The sequence below is a fragment of the Leisingera sp. F5 genome (assembly GCF_001593695.1).
Map to the genome: position 1 here is coordinate 236355 of NZ_LUKH01000001.1, position 14567 is coordinate 250921.

The 14567-nt window shown below is 59.9% G+C and carries 10 protein-coding genes and 1 tRNA gene; 6 read left to right on the forward strand and 5 right to left on the reverse strand.

The window, feature by feature from the left end; all coding sequences use genetic code 11:
- Positions 1–166 precede the first annotated feature (166 nt).
- The 4 genes from A2I95_RS01105 to A2I95_RS01120 all read left to right on the forward strand — a co-directional run bounded on the left by A2I95_RS01105 (position 167) and on the right by A2I95_RS01120 (position 5012).
- The gene (locus tag A2I95_RS01105) at positions 167–1333 is read left to right on the forward strand and encodes a CaiB/BaiF CoA-transferase family protein (RefSeq protein WP_291726865.1); all 1167 of its coding nucleotides are present in this window, start codon (positions 167–169) and stop codon (positions 1331–1333) included.
- A 145-nt stretch (positions 1334–1478) separates the two neighbouring features.
- Positions 1479–3527 carry an ASKHA domain-containing protein gene (locus tag A2I95_RS01110; protein ID WP_291726868.1) on the forward strand — a complete coding sequence of 683 codons (2049 nt, stop codon included), beginning with the start codon at positions 1479–1481 and terminating at the stop codon, positions 3525–3527.
- 72 nt (positions 3528–3599) lie between these two features.
- Positions 3600–3673: transfer RNA gene (locus A2I95_RS01115), tRNA-Gly, on the forward strand.
- Between the two features lie 856 nt (positions 3674–4529).
- Complete coding sequence (locus tag A2I95_RS01120) at positions 4530–5012, forward strand: hypothetical protein (RefSeq protein WP_291726871.1); 483 nt, start codon at positions 4530–4532, stop codon at positions 5010–5012.
- A 45-nt stretch (positions 5013–5057) separates the two neighbouring features.
- Here the strand turns inward: A2I95_RS01120 and pgi are convergent, their stop codons facing one another.
- The 3 genes from pgi to zwf are packed head-to-tail and all read right to left on the reverse strand — an operon-like array spanning position 5058 to position 8826.
- A complete protein-coding gene (gene pgi, locus A2I95_RS01125; protein ID WP_291726875.1) occupies positions 5058–6665 on the reverse strand; it encodes a glucose-6-phosphate isomerase in 1608 nt (535 codons plus the stop codon).
- A 17-nt stretch (positions 6666–6682) separates the two neighbouring features.
- Positions 6683–7354, reverse strand: coding sequence for a 6-phosphogluconolactonase (gene pgl / locus A2I95_RS01130; protein ID WP_291726877.1), 672 nt, complete (start codon positions 7352–7354; stop codon positions 6683–6685).
- Positions 7351–8826 (reverse strand): glucose-6-phosphate dehydrogenase, encoded by a 1476-nt coding sequence (zwf, locus tag A2I95_RS01135; protein ID WP_291726879.1) that lies wholly within the window; start codon positions 8824–8826, stop codon positions 7351–7353. Before zwf ends, pgl begins: the two co-directional genes overlap by 4 nt.
- Positions 8827–8966: 140 nt before the next feature.
- Between zwf and A2I95_RS01140 the strand changes: the two genes are divergently transcribed.
- Entirely contained in the window at positions 8967–9920 is a 954-nt protein-coding gene (locus A2I95_RS01140) for a radical SAM protein (protein WP_291726881.1), read from the forward strand.
- Positions 9921–9945: 25 nt separating this feature from the next.
- Here A2I95_RS01140 and A2I95_RS01145 read toward each other — a convergent pair whose 3' ends face one another.
- Both A2I95_RS01145 and A2I95_RS01150 read right to left on the reverse strand, forming a co-directional pair.
- A complete protein-coding gene (locus A2I95_RS01145; RefSeq protein ID WP_291726883.1) occupies positions 9946–11076 on the reverse strand; it encodes a hypothetical protein in 1131 nt (376 codons plus the stop codon).
- A 163-nt stretch (positions 11077–11239) separates the two neighbouring features.
- The gene (locus A2I95_RS01150; RefSeq protein WP_024090192.1) at positions 11240–11509 is read right to left on the reverse strand and encodes an usg protein; all 270 of its coding nucleotides are present in this window, start codon (positions 11507–11509) and stop codon (positions 11240–11242) included.
- Positions 11510–11732: 223 nt separating this feature from the next.
- Here A2I95_RS01150 and gyrA point away from each other — a divergent pair, with 223 nt between their 5' ends.
- Entirely contained in the window at positions 11733–14444 is a 2712-nt protein-coding gene (gyrA, locus tag A2I95_RS01155; protein WP_291726968.1) for a DNA gyrase subunit A, read from the forward strand.
- Positions 14445–14567: the final 123 nt, after the last annotated feature.

Genomic DNA, 14567 nt, shown 5'->3' on the forward strand with positions numbered 1-14567 from the left:
CCCGTTTGGCGGTGACCCTATGGCACAGAACCAACCAAGGGGAAAGAGGCAGCGGGCAAGAATTCCTGCAGTGCAGCAATCTCTTTCGCGTGGTTCTGATCTGGGTCAATGCGTGCTGGCCTGCATAGCCTATCAGAAAACCTGCAAGGATGATGCAGGAATTGTCATGGCCGCCCCACTGGAAAACATCACTGTTCTGGACCTCACCCATGTTTTGGCCGGTCCCTATTGCTCAATGATCCTGTCGGATCTTGGCGCCAAAATCATCAAGGTGGAACGCCCCGGATCAGGTGATGACACCCGCGCCTTCCCGCCGTTCAAGGACGGTGAAAGCGCATATTTTGCCACTATCAACCACGGTAAAAAAAGCATTGCGCTGGATCTGAAATCACCTGAGGACCGCGTTGTCTTCGAGCGGCTGCTGGCACAGGCTGATGTACTGCTGGAGAACTACCGCCCTGGCGTGATGCGGCGGCTGGGCTACGGCTGGGAGGATCTGCACGCCAGATACCCGCGGCTGATCTATGGCGCTGTGTCGGGCTTTGGCCACTCCGGGCCGGACGCCCTGAAACCCGCATATGACATGGTGGTCCAGGCCCGCGGCGGCGTGATGTCGATCACCGGGGAAAAGGGCCGGGATCCGGTGCGCGTCGGCGCCTCGATCGGCGATATCGTGGCGGGTATGTTCCTGGGGCACGGCGTTCTGGCGGCGCTGCTGGACGTGCAGAAGACCGGCCAGGGCCGGTTTATCGATGTCGCCATGCTGGACAGCCAACTGGCGTTGCTGGAACACGCCATTGCCATCACGTCGGTTACCGGACAAGCCCCCCAGCCCTCTGGTGCCCGGCATCCCTCGATCACTCCGTTCGAAACTTTCCACGCATCAGACGGGCTGTTTGTGATTGCTGCCGGCAATGACGCGCTGTTTGTCCGGCTCTGCGACGCTCTGCGGTTGCCCTTATCAAGCGACCCGCGTTTTGCCACCAATCCGGCGCGCTGCGACAACGCCCGCCTTCTGAAACGCTTGATCGAAGCTGTGACACTTGGGAACACCAAGGATCACTGGATCGGAATTCTGACCGGGGCCGGCATTCCAACAGGGCCGATCCAAACAGTGGATCAGGTGATGAAGGACCCGCAGATCCTGGCCCGCAACATGGTCGTCGAGGTTCTAGGCGAAAACGGTCAATCCGCAAAATTGTCAGCAGGCAATCCGATCAAGATGAGCGGCCTGCCGGACCCTGAAACCCGCGCCCCTGCCCCTCAACTGGATGGCGACCGGGCAGAGATTCTGGCGTGGCTGAAAGAGGTTGAGGCACAAGCCGCCCTCTGACTGACGGCCTGCTAAAAACCGCATCCCAAAGTCACCAAATCTGGAAAAATGGCGCCAGCAGACGGGAAAATGCCGCCCATTGCCTTTCGCCTGCCGCAAAAGCCCATATGCTCCGCCTAAATTGCGGAATGAGAAGGCTACAGGCATGACTGACGAACCCCTCGTTGTGTTTACCCCATCCGGCAAACGCGGGCGTTTCCCCGCGGGCACGCCGATCCTTACCGCCGCCCGGCAGCTTGGGGTCGACCTCGACTCGGTCTGCGGCGGCCGCGGGATCTGCTCGAAATGCCAGATCACCCCGTCCTACGGCGAGTTTTCCAAGCATGGCGTGACCGCCGAGGAAGGCGCGCTCAGCGAATGGAACAAGGTTGAACAGCGCTACAAGGACAAGCGCGGCCTGATCGACGGCCGCCGCCTGGGCTGCCAGGCCACGGTGCAGGGCGACATCGTCATCGACGTGCCGCCGGAAAGCCAGGTCCACCGCCAGGTGGTGCGCAAACGCGCCGAGGCCCGCGATATCATTATGAACCCCTCTACCCGGCTCTACTACGTCGAGGTGGAAGAGCCGGACATGCACAAACCCACAGGCGATATGGAACGGCTGATCGAAGCGCTGGATGCCCAGTGGGACCTCAAAGGCGTCAAGACCGATCTGCATATCCTGCATGCGTTGCAGCCTGCCCTGCGCAAAGGCGGCTGGAAGGTCACTGTGGCCGTGCATCTGGGCGACGAAAGCCACCCGCCGAAAATCATGCATATCTGGCCAGGCTTCTATGAGGGCACTGTGTATGGCCTGGCAGTCGATCTTGGCTCTACCACAATTGCCGCGCATCTGTGCGATTTGAAAACCGGCGAGGTTGTCGCCTCCTCCGGCATCATGAACCCGCAGATCCGCTTTGGCGAAGATTTGATGAGCCGGGTGTCCTATTCGATGATGAACAAGGGCGGCGATCAGGAAATGACCCGCGCGGTGCGCGAAGGCATGAACGCACTGTTCACCCAGATTGCGTCTGAGGCGGAAATCGACAAGGCGCTGATCGTCGATGCCGTGTTTGTCTGCAACCCGGTGATGCACCACCTGTTCTTAGGGATAGACCCGTTCGAGCTGGGCCAAGCGCCTTTTGCGCTGGCGACCTCCAATTCGCTCGCCCTGCGTGCTGTGGAACTCGATCTGAACATCCACCCGGCCGCCCGCGTCTATCTGTTGCCGTGTATCGCCGGTCACGTCGGCGCCGACGCCGCCGCGGTGGCACTGTCCGAAGCGCCCGATAAGTCCGAAGATCTGGTGCTGGTTGTCGATGTCGGCACCAACGCCGAGATCCTGCTGGGCAACAAGGAAAAGGTGCTGGCCTGTTCCTCGCCCACCGGCCCCGCATTCGAGGGCGCGCAGATCTCCAGCGGCCAGCGCGCCGCGCCTGGCGCCATCGAACGCGTCGAGATCAATCCGGAAACCAAGGAGCCTCGGTTCCGGGTGATCGGTTCGGAAATCTGGTCGGACGAGGACGGCTTTGCCGACGCAATCGCCAGCACCGGCATCACCGGTATCTGCGGCTCCGGCATTATCGAAGCGATTGCCGAGATGCGTCTGGCCGGGGTGCTGGATGCCTCTGGCCTGATCGGTTCAGCTGAACAGACCGGCACGGCCCGCTGCATCCAGGACGGGCGTACCAACGCTTACATGCTGTGGGACGGCTCTGCCGACGGCGGCCCGACCATCACCGTCACCAATCCGGACATCCGCGCGATCCAGATGGCCAAGGCAGCGCTCTACTCCGGTGCGCGCCTTCTGATGGACAAGTTCGGCGTTGAAACGGTGGACCGGGTGGTTCTGGCCGGTGCTTTTGGCGCGCATATCTCGGCCAAGCACGCGATGGTTCTGGGCATGATCCCCGACTGCGTGCTGGACAAGGTAACGTCGGCAGGCAACGCCGCCGGCACCGGTGCCCGCATTGCGCTGTTGAACACCGAAGCGCGCGGCGAAATCGAGGAAACCGTCCGCAACATCGAGAAGATTGAAACCGCTGTTGAGCCGCGCTTTCAGGAGCATTTCGTGAACGCGTCGGCCATTCCGAACTCGGCTGAGCCGTTCCCGATCCTTGGCACCGTGGTGACCCTGCCGCAGGTGAACTTCAACACCGGCGGCGGCGATGGAGAAGGCGCTGGCGGAGGCCGCCGCCGCCGCCGCCGCGGCTGACCTTTCCACAATAAAATACGCTGCGGTGCCCTTGACCTTAGTGGCGCCGCGGCATAATCCTTCGCCCAACGAGCGGGTATGGTGAAATGGTATCATGCGAGCTTCCCAAGCTTAAGGCGCGGGTTCGATTCCCGCTACCCGCTCCAAATTATTCCTCTCTTCTCCGTCTTTCAGGATAAGACCATGCAGCAAGGATCAAGCAGTCTTTGATGCCAAGAGAGGTATGGTATTCTCCTATTCTGACGACGGGAGCGTGATCCCCGGCGAGCTCCCCTCACCGTTTTGACGCTCCGCCCTCCCCGGCACTCAGCCAGATCAGGGGCGCCTGCAGGCATTTCATCAAAAATGCAGCGAGCAGGCAATTGAACGCTGAAAGCGTCAGATAACCCAGGAAGAAGGAAAACGGTGGTATTGCAACAGGCGCGCGCCTGTTCGCAGAGGGAGCAAGCAAACGAATTCGGCCAGAAGAACCGTCAGTTCTGACATTTGAAAGCGACAATTCCCCGTAAAAGGCAAAATTCTGGCCCTACCCTTAAATTGCCTCTTAACCAATGGGGCAGCGGCTCGCAGGTAACAAGTGTTTGTTTAATCAGCTTTGCGGGCCGCACCGCCTCATTCTGGACGACGGCCCCGGCGCTTGCCAGCTTCCAAGGCGTGGCATTCTTGCCTGGCGGGATGATATAGCCGAGGCGCACCGGGCTGCAATCGCCTCGTGGCGTTTCCGGGTGTCATAGGCGCTGCCTGTCGTGATGCTGCCGATCCTCTGATCGACTGGGCTCTGGCCGAAGATCTCTGGCAACATGTGCGCTTCCGCTGCGCAGGAGGCTGCTGAGAGAGGCCGGTGTTGCAGCCGCATTTCCGGTCGCGCGCACGCGCCGGAAACCGAAATGCCAGGATGGCCCTGACCCATTCCAGCCATCACAGCGTGGTTTCGCAAAATTGTGTTAACCTGACACAGTCCGTCTGTGCAGTGCAGGCGAACCGTTTTGAGAGGGGACCAGTATGATACGTCATTGTTTATTGATGGCACTGTTTTGCGCCTTCAGCGCAGGAGACGGAATTGCCGGCACGACCTGGGACCAGGCAGGTGCTGGAACAGGAATATCGACCAGCTCTGTAACCGAAATTGCCGACGGGCACATGGTGATGCAAATCAACAGTTCTTATGAAAACGTGGAAATGACGGATACCGGCCACCCGATGAACGGTGCGGCAGGGCCGTGTTTCGGCGCGGTTGAAATTGCGTCCGGCAGCGTTGGCGGCGGTGGCATATGCGTCTTTACCGGCAGCACCGGTGACAAGGTTGTGCTGCATTGGACTGCTGAAGCAATGGATCCGTCCGGCGCCCTGACCGGCAGCTGGCAACTGACTGGCGGCACTGGGCACTGGTCGGATGCCGAGGGCGGCGGCGGCTTCTCGTCATTGACAGACCCGGAAACCGGGAAATTCGTCAATACCATCACCAGCAGCGTGACACTGCCCTGAATTGGCGGCGGGGCTTGATCTGCCCCGCCTGCACTAACGCCTGCCTCAGGTCTCGGATTTGCGCACGAAGTCCAGCAAAGCACGGGTAGACCCGTCCTTGCCCGCGTCATCTTTCTTCCCCGCCAGCAGCGGTATTAAGGAATCTGCCAGTTCCTTGCCCAGTTCCACGCCCCACTGGTCAAAGGAATTGATGCCAAGGATCACGCCCTCAACGAACACACGGTGTTCATAAAGCGCGATGATCTGGCCCAGCACATACGGTGTCAGCTGCGGGTAGATCAGCGTGGTCGAGGGCCGGTTGCCCGGAAAAACCCGGTGGCGGGCCTGGCGTTCAAGCTCAGCGCCCTCATACCCGGCAGCCCGCATCAGCGCGCAGGCCTCCTCCAGGCTGCGCCCGCGCATCAGCGCCTCGGATTGGGCCAGGCAGTTAACCACCAGAAGCCGGTGATGCGGTTCCAGCTCCGGTTCATGGCCCTTGGCTGCGACCAGGAATTCTGCAGGCACGACGGACGTGCCCTGATGCAGCAGCTGATAAAAAGCATGCTGCCCGTTGGTGCCGGGTTCGCCCCAAACGATAGGCCCTGAAGGATACGGCAAAGGCGAGCCATCCATCGCAACAGATTTGCCGTTTGATTCCATCTCCAGCTGCTGCAGATAAGCCGGCAGGCGCCGCAGCCGCTGGTCGTACGGCAGCACGGCGCGGGTCGGATGGCCGCAGACCTGGTTGTGCCAAATGCCGGTCAAAGCCAGCATCACCGGCATGTTCTGTTCCCAGGGGGCTGTGCGGAAATGGTCGTCCATCGCCTTGCCGCCAGCCAGGAATTCGCGAAAGCGGTCCGGGCCGACTGCCAGCATCAGGCTCAACCCGATGGGGCCCCAGACCGAATAGCGCCCGCCGACCCAATCCTCAAACCCGAACACATGCTCCCGCGGGATCCCGAAGGCGGCGGTTTCCTCTTCGGACGTCGACAGTGCCAGGAATTGACGCGCAGGTTCACCGCCACCTGCCTCAATCCAGCGCCGCGCGGTCGCGGCGTTTGTCATGGTTTCAACGGTGGTAAAGGTCTTGGACGCGACAATCACCAAAGTTGTTTTTGGATCAATCCGTTGCAAGATGTCGTGAATATGCGCGCCATCCACGTTGGACACGAAATGGCAGCGCGGCCCGTCGTGATACGGTGCCAGTGCCAGTGCCGCCATAACCGGCCCCAGGTCAGACCCGCCGATACCAATGTTCACCACATCAGTAAAATGCCCGCCCGGACCCGCAAGTTTGCCTGAACGCACGCGTCGCGCCAAACGCTCCATCCGCCCAAGTGTCGCACGCAGCGGTGCGCGGATGTCTTCGCCCTCAACATTCAGTTCAGGACCATCGGGGTCCCGCAGGGCTGTATGCAGCACCGCACGCTGCTCAGTTTCGTTGATCTCTTTGCCTTCGAACATGGCATCACGCCGCCCGGCAACATTCTGCTGGCTGCACAATGCCGTCAGCGCCGTGCGCACTTTGGCGGTGATCTGTGTCTTGGAGTAGTCGAACAAAAGTGTTTCAAACCGCACGCTGAACGCGTCGGCGCGGTTCGGATCGTTATCAAACAACTCAGAAATACTCTCGCCGCATTCGTGGGAACGCAGCGACTTCAAGTCCTTGAACATATCTATCTTTCCTGAATTCAAGGCGCCCAATGCACGGATACCTCGGACATTACGGCCTGGATCGGCGCAGTTTCCGGCGGCAATGCCAGCGCCAGTTCAAGCGCCCGGCGCTTGGCGTCGCCGAAAATCACCAAATGTTTGGCTATGGCGGAATCAAGCACTCTTGCTGTCAGGCTGATGCGCACTTCGGGCTGGCTGTCAGGCCGCATCACGATAAGCGCAGGCGCATCCGGGGCCAGTGCATCTTCGATCCCGTCGGCGCCGGGAAACAGCGAAGCCGTGTGCATGTCCTCGCCCATGCCCAAGAGCAGGACGGAGAGAGGCAACTGCGGCACGATCTGGCTTTCAAGTTCCGCCAGCACCTCTTCGGGCTGCCGGTCCGGCACATGAAACGGCAAGAATTGCGCCGCAGCTGCCCGGTTCTGCAGCAGCCGTGCGCGGATCATGCTGGCATTGGAACGCGGGCTGTCTGCGGGCACCCAGCGCTCATCAGTGGCCATGACCTGTACCCGGTCCCAGTCAATGTCGGCTGCGCAAAGGTCGTCAAAGATCATCCCCGGCGTGGTCCCGCCGGCCACCGCAAAGGAAGCTGCATCATGTGTGAGCAAGTGGGTTTTCAGATCGCCTGCAATTTCATTGGCGACTTCAATCGCCAACATATCCTGGTCGGGGTATTCGTTGAATTTCATGGGTTTATCCCTCTCCATTCACGCCCGTCGCGGCGCATCAGCAAATCGGCATCGCCGGGTCCGGTGCTGCCGCTTTCATAGGGTTTAGGCACATCGCCCCGGGACTTCCAGCCCGCAATCAGCGGATCTGTCCAGGCCCAGGCCGCCTCGACCTCGTCCCCCCTCATAAACAACGTCTGGTTGCCGCGCACAACATCCATGATCAGCCGTTCATAAGCATCCGGCGGATCACCGCCTTCCGGCCCAAGTGCTTCGGCAAAACTCATGTCCAGCGGTACATCCACTAGCCGCATTCCGCCCTGCCCCGGTTCCTTGATTGTCACGCTGAGGGTGATACCCTCATTCGGCTGCAGGCGGATTTTCAGGTGGTTGGCGTGACGCCCGGCCTCGGCTCCGAAGATCGAATGCGGCGCGTCCTTGAACATCACGTTGATAACCGAGGACCGGTTCACCAGCCGTTTGCCCGTGCGCAAATAAAACGGCGTGCCCGCCCACCGCCAATTGCTGATATGGGCCTTCAGCGCCACATAGCTCTCGGTCGTGCTGCGCGGGTTGCCGACCAGTCCGCGGTACGAGGGATGCGGGTCTGACGGGTCCAGGCGCGCCTGATACTGGCCGCGCACGATGTGATGCGGCTCCACCGGGTCCAGTGCGCGGATCACTTTCAGCTTTTCATCACGCACCGCATCGGGATCGAATTTGGCCGGCGGCTCCATCGCGATCAGGCACAAGAGCTGCATCAGGTGGTTCTGCATCATGTCACGCATGGCGCCTGCGCGTTCATAGTATTCTTCGCGGCCTTCGACACCGACAGTTTCAGCCACGGTGATCTGGATGTGATCGACATACTGGCTGTTCCACAATGGCTCAAACAGCATATTCCCGAACCGAACGGCCATCAGGTTCTGCACCGTTTCCTTGCCCAGGTAATGGTCGATCCGGTAAATCTGGCTTTCATCGAAATGACTGGCCAGCGTCCGGTTCAGCTCCCGCGCGGAGACAAGATCCCGGCCAAAAGGTTTTTCCACAACAATCCGCGTATCCGCATTGGCCAGCCCATGGCCGTGCAGCCGCTCTGCAAGCGGTCCGAACAGCCCCGGCCCCACCGAGAAATAGAACATGCGGACAGGCGCCTCATCTGCAGGCCGCAACTGGCGGCTCAGCTCCTTCCAGCCCTCTTCCCCCCGCGCGTCCAGCGCAACATAGCTGATCCGCTCCAGAAACGCCTCCAGCGCTCCGCCGCCGCAGGCCTTGGGACCCGCGTGCGCATGCACCGCTTCGGCAACGATTGCGCGGTATTCGGCACTGGACATGCCAGTGCGCGCAGCGCCGATGATCTGCTCTGCCCCGGTCAGCTGGCCAGCGCAATGACGGCGGAACAGTGCCGGCAGGATCTTGCGCCGCGCAAGATCGCCAGTGCCGCCAAAAATCACCAGGTCAAACGGGGCGACCGGTATCACACGCGAAACCATTCCTGTACTTCCTGTCTACGCCGGTGCAGGCGCGGCACACTGCCGCTCACATCCCTGTCATGTGCCTGCCCGGCTGCTTTCATTTCCTGCCCAGTATAAGGTAGCTTCCCGCGAAAGGAACTGCCCCAAAGGACATCCGCATGAAAGACCTGCAAAAACCCGTTGCAAACCTAGGCAAGTTTCAAGACGCCTTTGTGACGGCCAATGGTCAGCAACGCGCTTCGGTGCCGCTCAGCAACCCCGAAACCCTTTGGTTCAACACAGGCACACTGTGCAATATCGAATGCACAAACTGCTATATTCTGAGTTCCCCCACCAATGACGCATTGGTCTATCTGACCGAGGCCGAAGTGCAAAGCTATCTCAGCCAGATCGGGGAACGCAATTGGCCAATCCGAGAAATCGGCTTTACCGGCGGCGAGCCGTTCATGAACCCCGAAATGATCGCCATGGCCCGGGCGGCGCTGGAGCGCGGGTTTGACGTGCTGATCCTGACCAATGCCATGCGCCCGATGATGCGCAAGACTGTGAAATCCGGATTACTGGCCTTGCAGGAAGAGTTCGGAAACAAGCTGACACTTCGCATCTCGGTCGATCACCACTGCGAATCCCTGCACGACAAGGAACGCGGCGCCGGCAGCTTTGCCAAAACCATCGAAGGCATGGAATGGCTGCGCGATAATGGCATGCGGATGGCCGTGGCGGGCCGCACCGTATGGGAAGAAAGCGATGCAGAGGCCCGCAACGGCTATGCCGCGCTGTTTGCCGCGCATGGCTTTGCCATTGATGCGCACGACCCGGGTCAAACTGTTTTGTTTCCTGAAATGGACGAAACCGTGGAAGTGCCCGAAATCACCACTGCCTGCTGGGATATCCTGGGCAAATCCCCGGGTAGCGTCATGTGCGCCTCGTCGCGCATGGTCGTTAAACGCAAAGGCGCCAAGGCACCAGCCGTGCTGGCCTGCACACTGCTGCCTTACGCACCTGAGTTCGAGTTGGGCGAAACCCTCGCCGAGGCCGAACGCCCGGTTCAGCTGAACCACCCGCATTGCGCCAAGTTCTGCGTTCTGGGAGGCGCCAGCTGCTCGGCCTAGCGCCCCCTCCTTCTTTTGGCAGGTCTTAGTAGTCCCAGCTGCCGACAGTGAAATTGCCGGCTGTCAATTCAACATCCGTTGTGAATTCGACCAGGACGTTACTGCCGTAATAAAGCTTGTCCGCCTCGTTATCCATGAACAGCCTGTCTTCTTCCGAAGCCTCCCATTCCCCCCTGTCGAACAAGACGTCTGTGTTTCGCGGGATCTCCAGGCTGGACTCCTGCCGGTCGAACACAAAGACATCTTTGGCTGCCGAAAAATCCTCGACAATTGCGACTGTCGAATAGGCGTCAAGCTCCACAAATACGCGATCCTTGCCGCCGCCGGTTTTGATGCTGTCCGCAGCATTCGCAAAACTGCCGGTCAGGATGTAGATGTCATCTGATCCGCCGCCTGCCTTCAGGGTTTCCGAATGCATGCCCTCCAGTACAATCGTGTCGGCCCCTCCGCCGGTTTTAATAACCGCGTCCAGCCCGGCCGGAGAGGTGACTGTCGAGCCATTGATGACAACCGTGTCTTTGCCCCTGCCGGTTTTCACCGTGATATCTGCGATAACGCCCCAATTGCTGTTGAACTCGAAATAATCCTTGCCACTGCCAGTGTTCACTATCAGGTCTGTAACGTCGGCGTTAGCGGTGTAAAGCACGCTGTCCGCGCCAGAGAATGTGTTGACGCGGAGACCTGTGTCAATCGCATCTTTAAGCTGGGTAATCCTCAGCGTGTCATCCTTTGCCCCGCCTTGGACCGTAAAGTTGCCATCCCCGGAGACTTCCTGCAAAAATATATCATAATACCAATGCTCAACCGAGATAACGCTGGTTTCAATTGCATCCAGATCCAGGATGGAACCGCCTGTCACCTCAGCGGTCAACTGGGACTTCACAGTGTCATAACCGCTGCCCCCATCAAAGCTGAGCTGGCTGTATTTACTGAAGTTGTCGCTTTCGCTGGTCACGCTGAAGGTCAAAAGATCCAGCGTGTCATCTCCGCTGCCGCCGAAGAAACGGTCAGTCATATCCGGAATGTTCACACCATCCCGATCGTGATGATACAGCGTGAAATCATCGTCGCCGCCCCGGCCGTAAAAGCTCTCCCGGATCGTCGCGGACGCCACATAGATGTTTTCGAACTGGTTTCCAAAAAAGTTCGTGCGCATAAATCCCTGCCTGCTTTCAGTGCGCCCCGGGTCTGTAAGGGTATGCCGTGGACCGGCCCCGCCCGGGTGCTTCAAACACGCATAGGATTAGGACGCCCCCTGCATACACGCAACGGCAAAGACTGCGCGACGGTCTTGCAATCACACTAAAATGCAAGCTGTTTCAATGCAGCTGAAACTCCCCGACCACGTTGCGCCATTCTCCCGGGCCAATCATCTTGCGGTGATTGAAGCGGACGGAATGCAGCGGGCCGTCAATTTCGCGCTGCCAGAATTCGATGAATTCGAACAGCCGCGGATGGTCCGGGGCAAGGTCGTACTCCTGCCATACAAAGGTGTTCAGAACGTGGATGTAGTCGGGCATACAATAGGTGAATTCCGCCGTGGTCAGCCCGTATCCTTTCAGCATCAGCTCGGTTTCAGTGGTCTCCATTTACAGCCTCCAAAATTTGCCCCCTCATACTGATGCTAGGCTGCTATTGGTTAATTTCCCCAAAAACAGTGTGTTACCACTGTGTGAACGGCCTGATTTCCGCTTTCCCGGCTGTTTGCTTGCGCCCCATATACGGTATCTGATAGGGTGCAAACACAATATATAGAGCCAGAAGAAAGAGCGGGCAGCCAACGTGAGCGATACGCCGGAAACTCCTGAAAACATGGACGAAAATCTGCCGAAACGGCCAGCCTATGACGGCCCCACGGTATCCATTGAATCCGAAATGCGCACGTCCTACCTGGACTATGCGATGTCGGTCATCGTCAGCCGTGCCATCCCGGACCTGCGGGACGGTCTGAAACCGGTTCACCGGCGCATTCTTTATGCAATGCACGAATCCGGCAACACCCATGACAAGTCCTACCGAAAATCGGCCCGCCCGGTCGGCGACGTGATGGGTAAATACCATCCGCACGGCGACTCTGCGATCTATGACGCGCTGGTGCGGATGGCGCAGGACTTCTCGATGTCGCTGCCGCTCTTGGACGGCCAGGGCAACTTTGGTTCGATGGACGGCGATAACCCCGCAGCCATGCGGTACACCGAAGTGCGGATGGATAAACCAGCGGCCTTCCTGCTGTCTGACATCGACAAAGAAACCGTCGATTTTCAAGACAACTACGACGGCAAGGACCGCGAGCCGACCGTTCTCCCTGCGCGTTTTCCGAACATGCTGGTCAATGGTGCCGGCGGTATTGCGGTCGGCATGGCCACCAACATCCCGCCGCACAACCTGGGCGAAGTGATCGACGCGACACTGGCGCTGATCGACGATCCGGACCTGACCAGCGAGCAGCTGATCGACTACGTGCCCGGCCCGGACTTTCCGACCGGCGGTGTGATGCTGGGCCGTTCCGGGGCGCGCAAGGCCTATCTGGAGGGCCGCGGCAGTGTGGTCATCCGTGCAAAGACCCGCACCGAGGAGATCAGGAAAGACCGCTATGCCATTGTTGTGGATGAAATTCCCTATCAGGTGAACAAGGCCGCGATGATCGAAAAGATCGCCGAACAGGTGCGCGAGAAGAAGATCGAAGGCGTCGCCCACGTGCAGGACGAATCCGACCGCAACGGCGTGCGCGTTGTGGTCGAGCTGAAGCGCGATGCCACGCCCGAAGTGGTGTTGAACCAGCTGTTCCGCTTCACCCCGATGCAGACATATTTCGGCTGCAACATGCTGGCGCTGAACGGCGGGCGGCCGGAACAGCTGACGCTGCGCCGGTTCCTGACCTCCTTCATCGATTTCCGCGAAGACGTGGTGGCCCGCCGCACAGCGTATCTGCTGCGCAAGGCCCGGGAACGCAGCCACATCCTGTGCGGCCTGGCGGTTGCGGTCACTAACATCGATGAAATCGTCGCCACCATCCGGCAATCTGCCGATGCGGCCGAAGCGCGCGAAAAGCTGATGACCCGGCGCTGGCCGGCCCAGCCGATCCTGGAATACATCGCGCTCATTGACGATCCGACCCATACCGCCAATGATGATGGCACCTATAACCTGTCGGAAACCCAGGCCCGCGCGATCCTGGAGCTGCGGCTGCAGCGCCTGACCCAGATCGGTGTGAAAGAAGTCACGGACGAGCTGGAAGAACTGGCCCGCAAGATCAAGGAATACCTGGAAATCCTGTCTTCGCGTGAACGCATCATGGGCATTATCGGCGACGAGCTGCGCGAAGTGCGCAACAGCTTTGCCGTGCCGCGCCGTACCGAGATCGTCGACTGGTCCGGTGACATGGAGGACGAGGACCTGATCGAACGCGAGGACATGGTGGTGACCGTGACCTCCGGCGGCTATATCAAGCGTACTCCGCTGGCCGACTTCCGCTCGCAAAAACGCGGCGGCAAAGGTGTGTCGGGGATGCAGACCAAGGAAGAGGATGTGATCACCACCCTCTTTGTGGCCAACACCCATACCCAGCTGTTGTTCTTCACCACCGACGGCATGGTCTACAAGCTCAAGACCTGGCGCCTGCCGCAGTCCGGACGCACCGGCAAAGGCAAGGCCATCGTCAACATCCTGCCGATCCCGACAGGGGTATCCATTGCCGCGATCATGCCGGTCGATGTACCGGACGAGGAATGGGAAAACCTGCAGGTGGTCTTTGCCACCAGCGGCGGTGACGCGCGCCGCAACCGGCTGTCGGATTTCACCAATGTCCGCCGCAACGGCAAGATCGCCATGAAACTGCCCGAGGACGGGTCGGTTCAGCTGGTAAACGTGCGGATCTGTTCGGAAGATGATGACGTGATGCTGTTCACCGACTCGGGCCGCGCGATCCGCTTCCGCTCCACCGATGTGCGGGTGTTCAATTCCCGCGAATCCACCGGTGTGCGCGGCATCCGCCTCAGCGGCGAGGACCGTGTGGTCTCCATGTCCGTGATCCGGCATTCGAAATACACGCCGGAACAGCGCACCGCCTATCTCAAGATGCGCCGGGCGATGGCCGGCCTGACCGACGACGCCGAGACCACGGACGAAGATGCGGTCGAGGATCCGAATTTCTCGACCGAGCTTTATGCAGAAATGTCGGCGGCGGAAAACCTGATCCTGACAATCACCGCGGGCGGTTCGGGCAAGCTGTCCTCCTCGCATGATTATCCGGTGCGCGGCCGTGGCGGCATGGGTGTCACCGCGATGGACAAGGCTATGCGCGGCGGCGAGATCGTTGCCTCCTTCCCGGTGGAGATGGATGACCAGATCATGCTGGCCACCTCCAAGGGCCAGTCGATCCGGGTGCCGGTGGACGGGATCTCCTTCCGGTCCCGCTCGGCCGGCGGTGTCCGGGTGTTCAATACCGGCAAGGGTGAGGAAGTTGTCTCTGTCGCCTGGATTGCCGAAAACGGCGAAGAGGAAGACGGCGGCGGCGAAGAATAGCCCCGCCACCCAGCCTGAACAAAGCAGCGCCGCCCTGGCCCCCTGGGCGGCGTTCTTATGTTTAACCGCTGCCTAATCTTTCTGTGCCAGACTATCGCTTGAGTTGTTTATTCCAAGGGATCG

Bases quoted from the DNA above. Each gene is read 5' to 3' on its own strand.
- A2I95_RS01145 (WP_291726883.1), bottom strand. From the start codon at position 11,076: ATGCGCACGAACTTTTTTGGAAACCAGTTCGAAAACATCTATGTGGCG.
- gyrA (WP_291726968.1), top strand. From the start codon at position 11,733: ATGGACGAAAATCTGCCGAAACGGCCAGCCTATGACGGCCCCACGGTA.
- A2I95_RS01110 (WP_291726868.1), top strand. From the start codon at position 1,479: ATGACTGACGAACCCCTCGTTGTGTTTACCCCATCCGGCAAACGCGGG.
- A2I95_RS01140 (WP_291726881.1), top strand. From the start codon at position 8,967: ATGAAAGACCTGCAAAAACCCGTTGCAAACCTAGGCAAGTTTCAAGAC.
- A2I95_RS01120 (WP_291726871.1), top strand. From the start codon at position 4,530: ATGATACGTCATTGTTTATTGATGGCACTGTTTTGCGCCTTCAGCGCA.
- pgl (WP_291726877.1), bottom strand. From the start codon at position 7,354: ATGAAATTCAACGAATACCCCGACCAGGATATGTTGGCGATTGAAGTC.
- A2I95_RS01150 (WP_024090192.1), bottom strand. From the start codon at position 11,509: ATGGAGACCACTGAAACCGAGCTGATGCTGAAAGGATACGGGCTGACC.
- A2I95_RS01105 (WP_291726865.1), top strand. From the start codon at position 167: ATGGCCGCCCCACTGGAAAACATCACTGTTCTGGACCTCACCCATGTT.
- pgi (WP_291726875.1), bottom strand. From the start codon at position 6,665: ATGTTCAAGGACTTGAAGTCGCTGCGTTCCCACGAATGCGGCGAGAGT.
- zwf (WP_291726879.1), bottom strand. From the start codon at position 8,826: ATGGTTTCGCGTGTGATACCGGTCGCCCCGTTTGACCTGGTGATTTTT.